This is a genomic window from Paenibacillus amylolyticus, assembly GCF_047302515.1.
Taxonomy (GTDB): domain Bacteria; phylum Bacillota; class Bacilli; order Paenibacillales; family Paenibacillaceae; genus Paenibacillus; species Paenibacillus amylolyticus_G.
In genome coordinates, this window is record NZ_CP168019.1 from 5,923,399 (window position 1) to 5,941,200 (window position 17,802).

A 17,802-nucleotide genomic window follows, 5' to 3' on the forward strand; every position below is an offset into this window, starting at 1 on the left:
TTTGAGAGTTTGAGCTCTCAAAACTGAGCAACGAGTGAGTGTTTTGCAGCTAAGCTGCATATTTGAATGTTTCCACTCGGGAAACGATTCTCCATAGAAAGGAGGTGATCCAGCCGCACCTTCCGATACGGCTACCTTGTTACGACTTCACCCCAATCATCTATCCCACCTTCGGCGGCTGGCTCCTTGCGGTTACCCCACCGACTTCGGGTGTTATAAACTCTCGTGGTGTGACGGGCGGTGTGTACAAGACCCGGGAACGTATTCACCGCGGCATGCTGATCCGCGATTACTAGCAATTCCGACTTCATGCAGGCGAGTTGCAGCCTGCAATCCGAACTGAGACCGGCTTTGTTGGGATTGGCTCCATCTCGCGATTTCGCAGCCCGTTGTACCGGCCATTGTAGTACGTGTGTAGCCCAGGTCATAAGGGGCATGATGATTTGACGTCATCCCCACCTTCCTCCGGTTTGTCACCGGCAGTCTATCTAGAGTGCCCATCCGAAATGCTGGCAACTAAATATAAGGGTTGCGCTCGTTGCGGGACTTAACCCAACATCTCACGACACGAGCTGACGACAACCATGCACCACCTGTCTCCTCTGTCCCGAAGGAAAGATACATCTCTGCACCGATCAGAGGGATGTCAAGACCTGGTAAGGTTCTTCGCGTTGCTTCGAATTAAACCACATACTCCACTGCTTGTGCGGGTCCCCGTCAATTCCTTTGAGTTTCAGTCTTGCGACCGTACTCCCCAGGCGGAGTGCTTAATGTGTTAACTTCGGCACCAAGGGTATCGAAACCCCTAACACCTAGCACTCATCGTTTACGGCGTGGACTACCAGGGTATCTAATCCTGTTTGCTCCCCACGCTTTCGCGCCTCAGCGTCAGTTACAGCCCAGAGAGTCGCCTTCGCCACTGGTGTTCCTCCACATATCTACGCATTTCACCGCTACACGTGGAATTCCACTCTCCTCTTCTGCACTCAAGTCACCCAGTTTCCAGTGCGATCCGGGGTTGAGCCCCGGGATTAAACACCAGACTTAAATGACCGCCTGCGCGCGCTTTACGCCCAATAATTCCGGACAACGCTTGCCCCCTACGTATTACCGCGGCTGCTGGCACGTAGTTAGCCGGGGCTTTCTTCTCAGGTACCGTCACCTTGAGAGCAGTTACTCTCCCAAGCGTTCTTCCCTGGCAACAGAGCTTTACGATCCGAAAACCTTCATCACTCACGCGGCATTGCTCCGTCAGGCTTTCGCCCATTGCGGAAGATTCCCTACTGCTGCCTCCCGTAGGAGTCTGGGCCGTGTCTCAGTCCCAGTGTGGCCGATCACCCTCTCAGGTCGGCTACGCATCGTCGCCTTGGTGAGCCGTTACCTCACCAACTAGCTAATGCGCCGCAGGCCCATCCCCAAGTGACAGATTGCTCCGTCTTTCCAGTTTCCTTCAGGCGAAGAAAACAACTATTCGGTATTAGCTACCGTTTCCGGTAGTTGTCCCAAACTTGAGGGCAGGTTGCCTACGTGTTACTCACCCGTCCGCCGCTAAGTATCAAGGAAGCAAGCTTCCTATCAACTCCGCTCGACTTGCATGTATTAGGCATGCCGCCAGCGTTCGTCCTGAGCCAGGATCAAACTCTCCAATAAAGTATTGAAAAGAGCGATAAGCTCATTTTGAATCTGACGAGATTAAAAATCTCATTTGTGCTCCAGTCGATCCAAGCCAAGGCTTGTCTCAAACTTTCGCGTTCATTCTGCAAGCAGAATGTTTACTCACTCGTTGTTCAGTTTTCAAAGATCAAACTTATTTTTTTACCGAATGTCGTTCTCTTCAGCAACTTTTATATCTTATCACATCCGAACCAACTTTGCAAGCTCTTTTTTTAAGTTTCTTTCGAAGCTTATTTCATTCGCTTGCCGCACCGTGTAAACTGTGTTTTCTTGGCCGGAATTAGAATATACCATGTACAGATATTGAATGCAAGTCTTTTTTTGAGTAATTATATAATCTTTCTGTTTTTTCTACACTTGCACATTTATCTCACGTAAAAAGCCTCTCTATAAAAGAAAGGCCCTCTCATCATGTTGCTTTAATATCTATTGTTATCCGATAACCTCTTCGATGTGAAGCTGCCGTTGCTGCATCAGGTTAATGATGGTTCCTTCTACTGACACCATAGGCCGTGTAGGATGATCTCGATCAGAGAATACGATCTCTCCAATTTGGTTATTGCTGAGTTTTACTCGGATGCCATTATGGATCTGGGTCGACCGTTGAACAAATACTCTTACAATTGCAGGATCCAATTTCCCAAATGCCTCACTTTGGATCTGTTCTAGGACTAGGTATGGTGATTGTGCCTTGCGGTAGATCTTCTCCAGCGTCATGGCGTGGAAAATATCAGCGATAGCTACAATCTTGGCATAAATATGAATCTGCGTCCCACTAAGCTGCAACGGATAGCCTGATCCATCCACTTTTTCATGATGCTGCAAAGCTGCAAGTCTGGCTCCCTCATTAATGGCCTTTGCCTGTTTAAGAATCTGATAACCATATTTCGTATGCTGACGAATCTCTTCCTGCTCTGTAGCCGTCAACGTGGATGGTTTATGGAGAATCTGCGGATCTACCTTGTTGTTACCAATATCATGGAACAAGCCTGCAAAAGCCACTTGCATCCAATCCTTGGAGGGGAGATCGATCCATTGAGCCAGTTGATAGGATGTGATCGCACTCAGTACGGCATGGTGATATACATAATCATGTTCTTGCATTACTCGTGGACTGAAGGTAAGCACATTATATTGTTTGAGATGTGCAAACACTGCCTCCAACTGTGTACGTAACTCATAGACCGGTAATTCAGCCGCCAGAGAGGACAGGAAAGCATTTTTGGTTAGTGCAACCATCTTCTCATACTCATCCTGCAAAGACGTTACTACAGGAGCTGTGGTGACGTTCCCTGTCTTCCCAGCCCGTTCACCATTGTTGTCATTGGCAGAACTTCCTGCGGACACAGATGCACCTTTGGTTACTGTACTACTCGACACCATTCTTTCTTGTTCAATATCTACCTGTTGAATCATAAAGGCTCTGAGCACTTCCATATCCTTGGGTAAAATGACTTTTCCCTTCTGAAGCAGAACGTTGCCGCGAAGTGTTTGCACATCACTCCCAAGTTTGAGTCCTGGTTTGACTTCTGACAGGGTGATTAATCCCATGTGTATTCCCCTCACTCTTCGTTCTTCTATGTTAATACAAACAAGACCATAGTCCCGGTTTTTCATGATATTTCCCATTATATTACTCAGGAATCAGGCTGTACATCCCAGATTCGGAAGAATAAAAGAAGAGATTCCTTTATACAAACAAAAGGGCCCCCGGTGGGAGCCCTCGCAATCTTCTTCCAATCTCAAAGAGATCAGTCTTTATAAAATTCTATTTTATGCTTCCGAACCGGAATCGTCGTCGCCCTCAACTTCATTAACCTCAGCGTCAGAAACGGTGCCTTCTTCCAAGCTTACTACCGTAGCTTGGGGCTCCTCGCCTTCCAAGCCTTCAAGCGACTCATCGTCTGGTTCCTCTTCATTTTTGTCAATTCGGCTGACTGTAGCTACTGAATCCTCGTCACGAATATGAATCAGCTTCACACCCTGCGTGTATCGACCCATAGTGGATATGCCTTCCATGCTCATCCGGATCAACGTACCGCTAGACGTGATAATCATCAGATCCTCTTCGGTTTTAACCATTTTGAGGCTGACTACTGAGCCGTTCTTCTCTGTGACATTAATAGTCTTGATCCCTTTACCGCCACGAGTCTGCATCCGATAATCATTGACAGGTGTACGTTTACCATAACCTTTGGCTGTAACGATCAGAACATCAAGCTCTTTATCAACTACATCCATACCGATAACAGCATCCTGTTCATCCAATGTAATCCCTTTGACCCCGGTTGCGCTACGTCCCATGGAACGTACGTTACCTTCCGAGAATCGAATAGACATTCCGTGAGCTGTACCCATGATGATCTCTTGCAATCCATCGGTCAGCTTAACATCGATCAGAACGTCATCATCACGTAAGGAAATACCGATCAAGCCGCCTTTGCGAATATTGGTGTAATCCTCAAGTGGCGTCTTCTTCACAACCCCTTGGCGGGTAGCAAAGAACAAGTATCTGTCACTTTCGAATTCCTGGACCGGAATTACGGCATTGACCGATTCGCCCTGCTCGATCTGGATCAGGTTGATAATCGGCGTTCCCCGTGCGGTACGTCCAAGCTCTGGAATCTCGTAAGCTTTGAGACGGTACACTTTACCTTTGTCAGTGAAGAACATGAGGTAATTGTGAGAGTTGGTCACAAACAGATGCTCGACAAAGTCGGTATCTTTCGTATCCATACCCACGACCCCACGTCCACCACGTTTCTGGCTGCGGTATGTGGATACCGGCAGACGTTTCACGTAGCCTGTATGAGTAATCGTAATGATAACCTCTTCACGTGGAATCAGGTCCTCATCCAGAATACTCTCTTCACCTACAGTGATCTCCGTACGACGATCATCGCTGAAGCGGTCGCGGATCTCTTGCAGCTCCGTACTGATAATCTCAAGCACCAGATGCTCATTGGCCAGAATTTCGCGATACTCTCTGATTTTGACCATCAGTTCGTTATATTCATTTTCAATACGTTCGCGTTCCAGACCTGTGAGTCGTTGCAAACGCATATCGAGAATAGCTTGAGCCTGATCATGACTGAGTGAGAAGCGCTCAATCAAACCTTCTCTTGCTGCATCCGCATTACTGGATGAACGAATCAACGTAATAATCTCGTCGATATGATCCAGCGCAATACGTAAACCTTCTAGAATGTGTGCACGAGCTTCAGCCTTTTTCAGTTCAAACTGCGTACGTCTGCGAATAACCTCAATCTGATGCTGCAGGTAGTGATACAACACTTCACGCAAGTTCAGAATTTTAGGTTCTTTATTAACAATCGCAAGCATGTTAATCCCGAAAGTAGATTGCATCGATGTATGTTTGTACAGGTTGTTCAGGACAACCCCCGGATTCACGTCTCTGCGAAGCTCAATTACAACCCGCATACCATTACGGTCAGACTCATCACGAAGGTCAGTAATACCATCAATCTTTTTATCACGTACCAACTCGGCGATTTTCTCAACGAGTCTCGCCTTGTTTACCTGATAAGGCAGCTCCGTAACGATAATTCGTGCCTTGTTGTTGTTCTCTTCGATGTTGGTTTTGGCCCGCATCGTTACTGAACCACGTCCGGTCTGATACGCCTGGCGAATGCCTGAACGGCCCAAAATGTAGCCGGACGTAGGGAAGTCTGGTCCCTGAATGTAATCCATGAGTTCCATGGATGTAATGTCCGGATTTTGAATCATGGCCTGTACACCATCAATGACCTCACCCAGATTATGAGGAGGAATATTGGTGGCCATACCTACCGCGATCCCGCCGACCCCATTGACAAGCAAGTTAGGAAAACGAGCAGGCAGAACGATTGGCTCATGTTCTTCACCGTCATAGTTCGGCTGGAAATCAATCGTATCCTTGTTGATATCTCTGAGCATTTCCATAGCAATCTTGGACAAACGTGCTTCGGTGTAACGCATGGCTGCTGCCATATCACCATCGACCGATCCAAAGTTACCATGTCCATCTACATGCATATAACGCAGGGAGAAATCCTGTGCCATCCGTACCATCGTCTCGTAAACAGCAGAGTCACCGTGTGGGTGATACTTACCGATAACTTCGCCGACGATTCTGGCTGATTTTTTATGTGGTTTATCGGGTGTCATGCCGAGCTCTGACATCGCGTACAGAATACGCCGGTGAACCGGCTTCAATCCATCACGCACGTCAGGTAAGGCACGGCTAACGATGATGCTCATCGCATAATCCATAAACGATTCACGCATCTCAACGCCTATATCCCGATCTGTAATCTGAGAGTTCATTTCTTCCGCCATGCTGGACCTCCTTCTTGTCCTTCAACAAACGTTCCATTTCGTCATGCAAAAAAGTTGATTATATGTGAAAAGCCTAACAAGGCTAAAACCGCGCAAGAACGCTACTCTTTATTATATTACTTTCACAAAAGTTACACAATTAAACGTCCGCTGGGCAATAGCCTTTCTTCCGGGAACTTCTGCGTGTCTGGGGATACGCCCTGCCTTCCTCCCCAATTGCACATACAATGCTAGAAAAACGGCATATGTACTGTGCCTACCGAGGCTAAAGCCATTCCCGTCCTACGATCAAACTGCAAATTGTGCAGCTCATCGCACAAAACGCCATATTTCTCTATTATACCACTGAAATCGTCTCTTGTCCTTTGATTTCTCCGTGTCTGGTCCCTCTTTAGAACTGAACAAAACATGAAAGGACTGATGAATCTTGGGTATCCAACGCGTCTCCAGCAAATGGGCCAAAACAGCCGTGTTACAACGCAGTCGCATTGTGAATGAATATATCCCAGTGACCCGAAAATATAGCCGTCAAACTCTGGAACAAATGACTGAATTATTTGAGTCCAACTATATCAAACCGGACCGTGGCACTTACGGTAATGGTGTTATGCGGGTGAGAACAACCCGTTTATACGAACCTGTTGTTAATTCCGAAGATTCCACCACAGATGCAGAGGTTCCGGAAGAAACCAATGATCGAAACTTGCCTGATGAACCCGAAGCAAGTGCTGTTATCTCCAGAGCTACCTATCTCACAACAACATATCATCTCCAATACGGTACAGAGGAGAGATCATTTCATTCCCTGGACGAACTCGAACGAGCACTGAATGATCGCATTCAGGAACGTGAATATATCATTCAACAGGGAATCTCGCTGATGAAGCATGAAGATTTGCCTTTTGACTTGCGTGTGTTAACTCAGAAAAATCTGCAACACAACTGGGAAACAACAGGTGTTCTGGGACGTGTTGCTGCGCCGGGCAAAATCATCACCAACATTCATGGCGGTGGGCGATTGGCCACGTTTGAAGAACTCGTACTCCCCCATCTTCACCAGGATGGCTTCAAAAAACTTCGTACTGAGCTGTACCGCTTAGGTATTCATACCGCTGTGCAATTGCAAACATCATTTCCAAGACTCAAAGAGATTGGTATTGATATTGCGCTAGACGAAGCAGGGCGTCCCTGGATTCTTGAAGTCAACACACTGCCAGGCATTTATGCCTTTGGCTTATTACCGGACAAGGAGGCGTACCGGAAGATCAAACGTTATGCGATTGCGTACGGTCGTTTGCCCTCCAAAAAGGGTAAGAGCTCCCGGCCATCCCCTAAAGCACAGGCTTCATCTGCCAAAAAACGTGTACGCAGATAACAAAGGGATACGGAAATCTAAGTATACGCCTTCCCTGTTCCATACCTTTCCTAATATAAAAAAGGCGCCCTCTCAGGCGCCTCTTCAAATATGTTAAATGTCGAGGTTTTTCACGTATTTTGCATTTTCCTGGATAAAGTCACGACGTGGTTCAACGTTATCCCCCATCAGGGTGTCAAACATGGTATCAGCAAGTATGGCATCATTGATCGATACTTGCATCATGGTCCGACTCTCCGGATCCATCGTCGTTTCCCACAATTGTCCGGCATTCATCTCACCAAGACCTTTGTAACGCTGAACGTTGAATTTTGCATTTTCGCCGAGCGTTGCAATAATTTCATCGCGCTCTCTCTCGGAACCGGCATAACGAATCACTTTGTTACGCTCAATCTTGAACAATGGCGGTTGTGCAATATATACATAACCTGCCTCAATGATTTTACGCATGTACCGATACAGGAATGTCAGCAACAGTGTTCGGATATGAGCACCATCGACATCGGCATCGGTCATCAAAATGATTTTGTGATAACGGGCTTTGGCGATATCGAAGTCATCACCAATACCTGTACCCATCGCCGTAATAATTGCTCTAATCTCGGCATTACCCAAGATCCGGTCAAGACGAGCTTTTTCCACGTTCAAAATCTTACCACGCAGCGGCAAAATCGCTTGGAAATGACGATCCCGGCCTTGTTTCGCTGATCCGCCTGCAGAGTCACCTTCGACGATGTACAATTCGCTGATTGAAGCATCCTTGGATGAACAGTCTGCCAGTTTACCTGGAAGTGAGCTTACTTCGAGTGCACCTTTACGACGTGTCAGTTCACGGGCTTTACGGGCAGCTTCACGCGCACGTGCTGCTTGCAGACCTTTTTCCAAAATGCGACGGGATACGGAAGGATTCTCTTCCAGGAACTCCTGCAGCTTCTCGGCAAACAAGGATTCGACAATACCACGCACTTCGCTGTTGCCCAGCTTGGTCTTTGTCTGTCCTTCAAATTGCGGTTCCGGAATCTTGACCGAAATAATGGCCGTCAAACCTTCACGCACGTCATCTCCGGAAAGGTTCCCCGTGCTGTCCTTGATTACACCCGCCTTACGAGCATAGTCATTGATGATCCGTGTAAGGGCACTCTTGAAACCTGATTCGTGCGTTCCGCCCTCATGCGTGTTGATATTGTTCGCGAAGGAATAGATATTCTCGGTGTAGTTGTCATTGTATTGCAGGGCAACTTCCACCTGAATGTTATCTCTGGAACCTTCGACGTAAATTGGATTCTCATGCAGGACTTCGCGCTTCTGGTTCAGGTAGGAGACGTATTCGATAATGCCGCCTTCGTACATGAACGAGTTGGTTGCACCGGTACGCTCATCCGTCAATGTAAGACCGATGCCCTTGTTCAGGAATGCCAGCTCACGAATCCGGGCAAGCAAGATGTCATATTCGAACACTCTTGTTTCCGTGAAAATTTCAGGATCTGGATGGAATCTAACTGTTGTTCCCGTTTCTTCGGTTGTACCGATCACTTTCAGGTCATACTGTGGAGCTCCACGGCGATATTCCTGTTGATAGATATGTCCCTCACGTTTAACCGTTACAACCACTTTTTCAGAGAGTGCATTCACAACGGACACACCAACACCATGCAAACCACCGGATACTTTATATCCGCCGCCGCCAAATTTCCCCCCTGCATGTAGGACAGTCATAACTACCTCAAGTGCAGGACGTTTCATTTTGGCATGTTCGCCGACAGGAATACCCCGTCCGTTATCGACTACAGTCACGCTATTGTCTTCATGGATACTGACCTCAATGTGGTCGCAGTAACCTGCAAGCGCTTCGTCAATACTGTTGTCCACTACTTCCCAGACCAGATGATGCAGGCCCTTGGAACTGGTGGAACCGATATACATGCCCGGACGCTTCCGTACGGCTTCCAATCCTTCAAGGACCTGAATTTCATTCGCATCATATGACGGTTGATTCATAGACATGCCTTTCACCTACTTCTATAGATTCAATATCGTAAATATGCGTTAACTAATAATTGTTTGCTGAAATAGACAACGCCCTTCATTTCAGCAGCTATTCAAATTTAAAGACAAGCAGCAAAAGAGACATCTTTTATGCCACACAACGCTAGAGATCCGGAAAAATGTGAGCCCGCTTTTTCAGCGTGGCTGAGGAAATAGGCGAGTAGTACACAATGTTTTTGGTCACCACAATGGACTTGGCTTCCTCTTCGCCGATGTGTTCCACTGTTTTTTCCTGCTCGGCATGCGTGACATACTGCTTGGAGATCTTTGAGGATTTTTCAATCGATATATCAAAAATAGCGACCAATTCGGAAGAACGGATGATCTTCTCACCGCCCAGATGAATGTACATAAGCCCCTCACTCCTTAGCGTTCAACCTGTCCGGCATGAACGTGATAAATACTGGCATCTTTGAGCTTGTCAACGTTCAGGCTCTCGATCCCCGTAGCCGTAATAAAGGTTTGCACCTTGCTCTGGAACGTTTCGATCAGCTGCGTCTGGCGAAAAGGGTCCAGCTCGGACAGAACATCATCCAGCAACAGAACTGGATATTCTCCGATTTCTTCATGAATCAGTTCAATTTCCGCAAGTTTAAGGGACAACGCCGTTGTGCGCTGCTGCCCCTGCGAGCCATATGTTTGTACTTCCCGATCGTTAATGAAAAAGGACAGGTCATCCCGATGCGGCCCACTAAGGGTTGTGCCTCGGCGAATCTCCTGCTCTTTCATTTGTGATAATTTTATCATAAATTGGTCCATTAAGACAGCTTCATCTTCCTCAGCGGCTTCGCTGAAGGAAGGAAGGTAGGCCAGCCGCAAGACTTCTCCGCCTCCGGTGATCCCCTGATGAATCGTTTCTGCCCACTTTTGCAGTTTCTTTATGAATTGTTTCCTTTTTTTGACGATTTTAACACCATGCTCGACCAGTTGTTCGTTCCACACCTCAAGCATGGTCTGGGCCGATGCCCCTTTTCCCCATAACTGCTTAAGCAAATTGTTTCGTTGGACGAGCACTTTTTGGTATTGCTGCAGGTGATACAGGTAACCTGGTGCAACCTGTCCAATCTCCATGTCAAGAAACCGGCGGCGGACCCCCGGTGTGCCTTTTACAATCTCCAGATCCTCCGGTGCAAACATCACAACATTGAGCGCTCCGACAAAATCACTTAACTTGCGCTGCTCCAGGCCGTTAATTTTTGCTTTTTTGCCTTGTTGCGACAAAGATAGTTCAAGCTTGACCGATCCGTACTTTTTGTCGACCTCTGCTGCAAGTCTGGCACGTTCCTCACCGAAACGGATTAACTCCTTGTCACGGGATGTACGGTGGCTCTTGGTGAGTGCAAGTACAAAAATCGCCTCTGCAAGATTGGTCTTGCCTTGGGCATTTTGCCCGATCAACAAGTTTACGGGACCAAAAGAATCCAGTCTCAGATGTTCATAATTGCGGAAATTCTGCAGATCAATGCTGTTCACAAACACGCGGTAACCTCCCTTTTATCCCGTCCGTCAGGAGGCAGCAGGATCGAACTGGTCTTCTTATTCTGCAGCAACTTCGAATGTGCCTTCTCCGTCCACTTCAACGATATCCCCAGGGTATAACTTACGTCCCCGGCGTTCCTCAGGCTCTTTATTCACACGTACAAGACCTTCCTGAAGCAAAGCTTTGGCCATACCTCCAGTTGGGATGCAATCAGCCAGTTTCAAAAATTGATCAAGCTTAATATATTCCGTACGAATCGTAACTTGGTTCACTATGATCTTCCTTTCGTTAGTTGGTCGTCCGATATGGCAATATCACGTAAAGGCTGTGACTGTCATCCAGCGGTTTCAAGATAATTGGACTCATGACTCCTGTAAAAGCAATCATCAGCTGCTCACTTTCAACAACTTTCAGCACATCCAGCATGTATTTGGAGTTGAACGAGATTTTTAACGGATCTCCTGTAAACTCGGCAGGTTCGATTTCTTCTCTTACTTTACCTAGCTCAGAAGAGCTTGAAGAAATTTCAACGGATCCCGAATCCATCGTTTGCATACGCACGATGTTTGTTTTCTCTTCACGCGACAGCAAATAAGCCCGGTCAATGGATTCACTTAATTTTTTTGTATCTAAAACGAGTTCTGTTTTGTATGACGTTGGAATAATTCTAGAAGTATCCGGATATGTTCCGTCCAAAATACGGGAGTAGAACAATACACGGTCGATTTTGAACAGGACCTGGTTATCTGCAACAACGATATCCACAAGGGTATTTTGATCCGGAACAATTTTGCTGAGCTCGTTCAGCGTTTTACCGGAAATGACCACGTTGTTGAAGCGGATACCTTCTGCATTATCCAGCATTGCTGATCGAGTAGCAAGACGGTGACGGTCTGTTGCCACAAATTTCAATTCGTTGTCACCCAAACTCCAGAGTACACCTGTCAGGATTGGAGTAGTCTCGTGTGTGGAAATGGAGAAGACCGTTTGTTTGATCATATTTTTCAGCAAATCTCCTGGAATGGAGACCGTTTGGTTTTCTTCGATGCTTGGCAGTACCGGGAATTCTTCCGGATCAAGACCTACCAGTTGAATTTCGGTAGCACCTGCGGAGATAAAGGTGTTGAAGTTCTCTTTGACTTCCATGTGCACTTCCTGTGATGGCAGCTTCTTGATGATCTCCACAAAAAACTTGGCTGGTAAAACTACACTGCCGGGTTGATCTACCTGAACTACGCTTTTATCTCCATCTTCAAGCGGGATGAAGGATTGAATGGATATATCGGTGTCACTTGCTGTCAACGTTACACCTTGATGATTCACGTCGAATTTGATACCGCTCAGAATCGGAATCGTCGTACGGCTTGAGATCGCTTTGGATACTTGCTGTATGGAATCGTTTAAGTAGTTTTTCATTATGCTGATTTTCATGGTTTCACTCCTAGCTGATTTTTTGGTGTTGGGGTGTTAAAAGGTGTTTTTCAAAGGCCGAAGGCTAAGCTCCGAAATGGCTATTTTGGAGATGATATCTTTAAGATCTTTTTAGTAATAATAGTAATAGGGGCACTGAATATGTGGATAAGTGGGTATAAACCCGTACACCCAAGCCTATCCACATGTGTATACGTTGTGCATAGGCTTGGGACTTGTTCAGGTTGGATTCTTTATTTTTTCGGTTAAGTTGTTGATAACTTTATAGAGATCCTGATCGTTTTTAATCGCTTGGGAGATTTTTTCGTGAGCATGTATGACAGTGGTGTGATCTCGTCCTCCGAATGCTTCCCCAATTTTGGGCAGGGAAAAGTCTGTCAGTTCACGAGAGAGATACATGGCAATCTGTCTTGGAAAAGCAACTGCCTTGGTCCGTTTCCGTGCTTTGAAATCTTCAAGCTTAAGGCTATAATACTCGCCGACCTTTTGTTGGATGTCATGAATAGTGATCATTTTGGGACGACTGGAAGGAATAATATCCTTCAGTGCTTCAGCTGCCAGATGAGTGGTTACATCTTGATTAGTCAGTGAAGAGTAAGCAACGACCCGAATCAGGGCACCTTCCAGTTCACGGATGTTGGTGTCAATCTGGTTGGCAATGTACATCATCGCTTCATTCGGAATATCCAAGTTTTCCGCACGTGCCTTTTTACGCAAAATTGCAATCCTCGTCTCCAAATCTGGAGGCTGGATATCCGTAATTAACCCCCATTCAAAGCGAGAACGAAGCCGTTCTTCCAGTGTTGGAATTTCCTTCGGTGGTCTGTCGCTGGAGATGATAATCTGCTTCCGTTCCTCATGCAGCGCATTAAACGTATGGAAAAATTCCTCTTGTGTTGATTCTTTTCCCGCCAAGAACTGAATATCATCAATGAGCAAAATGTCGACGCTCCGGTATTTGTTACGGAAGCTCTCCCCGCGGTTGTCACGGATTGAGTTAATGAATTCGTTGGTGAATTTCTCAGACGACAAATAAACGACTTTGCTGCCCGGATCATGCTCCAGAACGTAATGTCCGATCGCATGCATCAAGTGAGTTTTACCGAGACCTACCCCTCCATACAGAAAGAGAGGATTGTAAGCTTTGGCGGGCGCTTCAGCGACCGCCAGCGATGCGGCATGGGCAAAACGGTTGCCCGGTCCGATGACAAATGTATCGAACGTATATTTCGGATTCAGCATGCTGAGTACCGCTTCTTCCTGTACAACTTTAGGTGTTGGTGCCGGCAGTTGCGGGTCCGGTTCAGCAGGTTTGTTCTCTTCGATGACAAATTTCACATCGACTTGCTTGCCAAGCAGCTCGTATACCGTCGAGCCAACCAATTTGGTGTAACGGCTCTCCAGCCATTCGACGGCAAACGTGGTTGGTGCGGAAATGACGATTGAACGGTCATTCAGCTTGGTGGCTTTGGTTGCTTTGAACCAGGTGTCAAAGCTGGGTTTGCTGAGTTTGTTTTGTATGATTGATAAAATTTGCTGCCATAAATCAGAAGTATGGCTGTCCACAGACTGTCACTCCTTTTACATGTTCCAAGTGTGGCTTAAGCCATGATGCAGTGTCGAAATACGAGATATATTGTTGAATTTATCCCCAAACTCCCACAGGTCGAAAACAAAAAAAGTATGAACAACGGAAAATTGTTCACAACTTTATCCACAGGCTGTTGATAATATTATGGGTCAGATCACATATTCACATCCAAAAGTAATACAATCATAGCAAAAGAAACCCCGCATTTCAACGTATCGCGTGATTTTATCCACAAATTCAATAACTTGTGTATAATTTTTAGTCACAACACAATATATTGTTTATAAACTGTTTAACTTTCGACAGAATGACCCAAAAACCAAAAATGTTTTATACACAGGTTATCCGTCAAATGATGCCAAATTGTGTGTAAAAGTATTCTTGGTTTGTGAATAACCTGTCTGTGGATAACCGTGAAGTGAAAATGAAGCATGATTGAGATCGGAAAAAGAGTGACCTCTCACCTCTCGTGTTTTTCTTGCCAATGGGGCGATGGTGAAAGCAACGAAATCAGTGTCTGGATGGGAGACGGAGAGGGGAGTAAACTCATATTTTAATTGAACAAGATCAGTGGTATATTTTCTGAGCAGAGGGTAATGCTGTGATGGCAATGTATAAGAATAATGGACATAGATGACTTCATTTTGAGACATATGTAATGAGATTATCAGGATCAAGAGGTAAGCTGATGCTCGAATATGGAGGTTGAAGTGTATGAATGTATAATATGAATTCAAAGGATAGATTATGCGTGTATAGCAAAAGAGGGTGTCCTCTAAAACCGATTTTTGGTTTTAGAGGACACCCTCTTTTTTTGGTGCAGAGACGAAGTATGGATTGATGATTTAGAGACGGGGAAGGGACATCTTACGCTGGAATTCAGCGATATCTGCGTATTCCTCTTCCAGTTTGCGAGAGATTCGAATAAAGATGGGTAGCAGCTCTTGGTAGAGTACAGCATTCTCTTTGACAGGGGTATGCCGATGCGTTGTACCGACCATGGAAGAAACGGCATGAAGCGATTGGATCCGCCCTGTAGCGTATAAACCAAGCACGACGGCACCCAGACAGGAACTTTCGAAGCTCTCGGGTACAACCACTTCCTGATTGAAGATATCAGACATCATCTGGCGCCAGAGAGGAGAACGCGCAAACCCACCTGTGGCTTGAATGGAGGTAGGTTGCCCAATCTGTTCTTCCATGGCGAGCAGTACCGTATATAGGTTGAAAATAACCCCTTCCAGGACAGCACGGATCATATGCTCTTTTTGGTGATGGAGTGTTAAGCCAAAAAAGGAACCACGGGCATCCGGATTCCACAAAGGGGCACGTTCGCCCGAAAGGTACGGATGAAACAGAAGTCCTTCCGATCCCGGCCGGACACGTTCGGCAATTTTGGTCAGCACATCATAGGAATTGATGCCAAGTCGTTTGGCTGTCTCCACTTCAGACGCGGCGAATTCATCCCGCACCCAACGAAACAGCATGCCACCGTTATTCACAGGTCCACCAATGACCCAAAGATTCTCTGTGAGGGAATAACAGAAGGTTCGACCTTTGGGATCGGTAACCGGACGGTCCACGACAGTGCGAATGGCCCCGCTGGTTCCGATGGTTGCTGCGACAACACCAGGTTCAATGGCGTTTACGCCGAGATTGGATAAAACCCCATCACTTGCGCCAATAACAAAGGGCGTAGAGGAGGAGAGAGCCATTTTTTCAGCCGATTCGTGATTCATTCCTTCTAATATATGTGTTGTAGGTACAAGCTTCGAGAGATGGTCGGGTGTAATGCCTGCAACCTCAAGGGCCTCTGCGTCCCAGTCCAGTTGTTCCAGATTGAGCAAGCCTGTGCAGGAAGCGATGGAATGGTCGACAACATATTGTCCGAATAGACGGAAGAACAAATATTCTTTAATCGAAATAAATTTGGCTGTGCGCTCAAAAAGTTCAGGTTCATCGTGGCGCAGCCACATTAATTTGGTCAGTGGTGACATGGGATGGATCGGTGTACCTGTGCGCAGATAGATGCGATGGCCCAATCCATTCTCTTGCAGCTGGGCAGACCAAGCTGCACTTCGATTATCCGCCCAGGTGATGCAACGGGTTAAGGGTTTGTTATCCTGTCCCATGGCAATGACACTATGCATAGCCGAGCTGCAGGATACAAACAGGATCTGCTCGGCAGCAACACCACTCTGATCCATGACTCCTCGCACAGAGCGGAGGGCCGCTTGCACAATCTCTTCAGGGTCCTGCTCGGCAACATCGGGTGCAGGGGTGTACAAAGGATATTCCTGTGTTGAGGTACTGACGACAGAGCCTTGCTCGGTAAATAAGACGGATTTGGTACTGGTGGTACCAATATCGATCCCAATCATGTAGTTGTTCATGTATTTAATCCTTCTTTCTCCAGAAAGCGATGAGATTTTAATTTCTTTCTACTATATATAGACCATTTATACCACTGTACTCAGGAGCAAAATAAAGATCAGTCCCACCACGGATAATAGTGTTTCCATAACGGTCCACGTTTTCAATGTCTGGGAAACGCTCATATTAAAGAATTCTTTGATCATCCAGAATCCTGCATCGTTTACATGAGACAAGATGAGTGACCCTGCACCTGTGGCGAGTACAACCAGCTCAATATTGGCCCCTGGTGTGAGTGCAAGCACTGGAGCGACGATACCGGCGGCTGTTGTCATGGCTACGGTTGCTGAACCGGTAGCTACACGAATGAGCCCAGCGACAAGCCAGGCAAACAGGATCACGTTGATGTTGGCATGGGTAGCGACTTCAGCAATGGCGTTACCTACGCCACTATTGATCAATACCTGTTTGAAGGCACCGCCTCCGCCAATAATGAGAATGATGGTCGCCGTAGGCGCCAGACATTCACTGGTGAAGCGAGAAATATCGTGCTTGGTGAACCCACGTGCAAAGCCGAGTGAAAAGAGGGCAAATACAACTGAAATGAGCAGAGCAATGATCTCATGACCGATAAATTCACTGAAAACGGTGAAACCGCTCGTGGCATTTGGGTCAATGATGCTTGCAATGGAACCAATAAGCATCAAAATAACCGGCAGCAATATGGTAAACAGGGTAATACCAAACCCAGGCATGTTGCTGTTTGTTTTGGTTGCGAATTGTTCAGCCAGTTCTGCTGGCGGTTCGGTGTGTATTCTTTTACCAATAAATTTACCAAACAAAGGACCTGCAATAATCGCTGTAGGAATACCAACAATAAGAGAGTACAAAATGGTTTTACCCAAATCGGCACTGAAGGCTTCAATCGCAATCATTGGCGCTGGATGGGGTGGAACCAAACCGTGTACAGTCGACAGACCCGCCAAAATGGGAATACCAATCTGCAGCAAAGACATGTTGGTTTTACGTGCAACGGTGAAAATGATGGGGATCATCAAAATCACGCCGACTTCGAAGAAAACAGGAATACCAACGATAAATCCAACAATCATCATGGCCCAGTGCACACGTTTCACACCGAACCGATCAACCAATGTAGTTGCAATGCGCTCGGCACCGCCTGATTCGGCCATCATCTTACCAAGCATTGTACCGAGAGCAATAACAATTGCGATGGTTCCAAGTGTGCCGCCAAGTCCCCCGGTAATGGAAGAGATCACATCGGCAGGTTTCATGCCTGTAAGCAAACCGAGCATTAATGCGGACAACAGCAGGGTGATAAAGGGATTCCATTTATACTTGGAGATCAAAACGATCAGAAAAACGATCGCAATTAACGTCCAAACCAATAATGTTGCGTTGTGGGATAGTCCAAAAAGAGTGCTCATGATGTTATGTGCTCCTTTATTTCTGATATAGAACGCTTACAAGTGA

The 17,802-nt window shown here is 46.5% G+C and carries 12 protein-coding genes and 1 rRNA gene; 1 reads left to right on the forward strand and 12 read right to left on the reverse strand.

All coding sequences use genetic code 11. From position 1 onward, the window contains the following. Nucleotides 1-97 precede the first annotated feature (97 nt). The 3 genes from ACDJ59_RS26005 to gyrA form a co-directional block, all read right to left on the reverse strand. Nucleotides 98-1,650 (reverse strand): 16S ribosomal RNA (locus tag ACDJ59_RS26005). Between the two features lie 456 nt (nucleotides 1,651-2,106). Then, complete coding sequence (locus tag ACDJ59_RS26010; protein ID WP_413406661.1) at nucleotides 2,107-3,225, reverse strand: HD-GYP domain-containing protein; 1,119 nt, start codon at nucleotides 3,223-3,225, stop codon at nucleotides 2,107-2,109. A gap of 222 nt (nucleotides 3,226-3,447) precedes the next feature. After that, the gene (gene gyrA / locus ACDJ59_RS26015; RefSeq protein WP_413406662.1) at nucleotides 3,448-6,012 is read right to left on the reverse strand and encodes a DNA gyrase subunit A; all 2,565 of its coding nucleotides are present in this window, start codon (nucleotides 6,010-6,012) and stop codon (nucleotides 3,448-3,450) included. 427 nt (nucleotides 6,013-6,439) lie between these two features. On the opposite strand from gyrA, the gene ACDJ59_RS26020 reads away from it, so the two are divergent. Further along, nucleotides 6,440-7,387: a YheC/YheD family protein gene (locus tag ACDJ59_RS26020; RefSeq protein WP_413406663.1), complete on the forward strand. Its 948-nt coding sequence runs from the start codon at nucleotides 6,440-6,442 to the stop codon at nucleotides 7,385-7,387. Nucleotides 7,388-7,480: 93 nt separating this feature from the next. Here the strand turns inward: ACDJ59_RS26020 and gyrB are convergent, their stop codons facing one another. The 9 genes from gyrB to ACDJ59_RS26065 form a co-directional block, all read right to left on the reverse strand. Next, nucleotides 7,481-9,391, reverse strand: coding sequence for a DNA topoisomerase (ATP-hydrolyzing) subunit B (gyrB, locus tag ACDJ59_RS26025; RefSeq protein WP_413406664.1), 1,911 nt, complete (start codon nucleotides 9,389-9,391; stop codon nucleotides 7,481-7,483). Between the two features lie 145 nt (nucleotides 9,392-9,536). After that, entirely contained in the window at nucleotides 9,537-9,785 is a 249-nt protein-coding gene (remB, locus tag ACDJ59_RS26030) for an extracellular matrix regulator RemB (protein ID WP_017691405.1), read from the reverse strand. Nucleotides 9,786-9,799: 14 nt separating this feature from the next. Continuing rightward, nucleotides 9,800-10,912: a DNA replication/repair protein RecF gene (gene recF / locus ACDJ59_RS26035; RefSeq protein ID WP_017691406.1), complete on the reverse strand. Its 1,113-nt coding sequence runs from the start codon at nucleotides 10,910-10,912 to the stop codon at nucleotides 9,800-9,802. A gap of 57 nt (nucleotides 10,913-10,969) precedes the next feature. Further along, a complete protein-coding gene (gene yaaA, locus ACDJ59_RS26040; protein WP_036611994.1) occupies nucleotides 10,970-11,185 on the reverse strand; it encodes a S4 domain-containing protein YaaA in 216 nt (71 codons plus the stop codon). 16 nt (nucleotides 11,186-11,201) lie between these two features. Beyond that, entirely contained in the window at nucleotides 11,202-12,344 is a 1,143-nt protein-coding gene (gene dnaN, locus ACDJ59_RS26045; protein WP_017691408.1) for a DNA polymerase III subunit beta, read from the reverse strand. Between the two features lie 219 nt (nucleotides 12,345-12,563). Continuing rightward, nucleotides 12,564-13,910, reverse strand: coding sequence for a chromosomal replication initiator protein DnaA (gene dnaA / locus ACDJ59_RS26050; RefSeq protein ID WP_053781945.1), 1,347 nt, complete (start codon nucleotides 13,908-13,910; stop codon nucleotides 12,564-12,566). A gap of 366 nt (nucleotides 13,911-14,276) precedes the next feature. Beyond that, entirely contained in the window at nucleotides 14,277-14,588 is a 312-nt protein-coding gene (locus ACDJ59_RS26055; RefSeq protein ID WP_413406665.1) for a hypothetical protein, read from the reverse strand. A 192-nt stretch (nucleotides 14,589-14,780) separates the two neighbouring features. Beyond that, nucleotides 14,781-16,328 (reverse strand): gluconokinase, encoded by a 1,548-nt coding sequence (gene gntK, locus ACDJ59_RS26060; RefSeq protein WP_413406666.1) that lies wholly within the window; start codon nucleotides 16,326-16,328, stop codon nucleotides 14,781-14,783. A gap of 66 nt (nucleotides 16,329-16,394) precedes the next feature. Continuing rightward, entirely contained in the window at nucleotides 16,395-17,756 is a 1,362-nt protein-coding gene (locus ACDJ59_RS26065; RefSeq protein ID WP_036671886.1) for a gluconate:H+ symporter, read from the reverse strand. Nucleotides 17,757-17,802: the final 46 nt, after the last annotated feature.

Bases quoted from the DNA above. Each gene is read 5' to 3' on its own strand.
- ACDJ59_RS26010 (WP_413406661.1), bottom strand. From the start codon at position 3,225: ATGGGATTAATCACCCTGTCAGAAGTCAAACCAGGACTCAAACTTGGG.
- gyrA (WP_413406662.1), bottom strand. From the start codon at position 6,012: ATGGCGGAAGAAATGAACTCTCAGATTACAGATCGGGATATAGGCGTT.
- gyrB (WP_413406664.1), bottom strand. From the start codon at position 9,391: ATGTCTATGAATCAACCGTCATATGATGCGAATGAAATTCAGGTCCTT.
- remB (WP_017691405.1), bottom strand. From the start codon at position 9,785: ATGTACATTCATCTGGGCGGTGAGAAGATCATCCGTTCTTCCGAATTG.
- dnaN (WP_017691408.1), bottom strand. From the start codon at position 12,344: ATGAAAATCAGCATAATGAAAAACTACTTAAACGATTCCATACAGCAA.
- ACDJ59_RS26055 (WP_413406665.1), bottom strand. From the start codon at position 14,588: ATGTCTCAAAATGAAGTCATCTATGTCCATTATTCTTATACATTGCCA.
- gntK (WP_413406666.1), bottom strand. From the start codon at position 16,328: ATGAACAACTACATGATTGGGATCGATATTGGTACCACCAGTACCAAA.
- ACDJ59_RS26065 (WP_036671886.1), bottom strand. From the start codon at position 17,756: ATGAGCACTCTTTTTGGACTATCCCACAACGCAACATTATTGGTTTGG.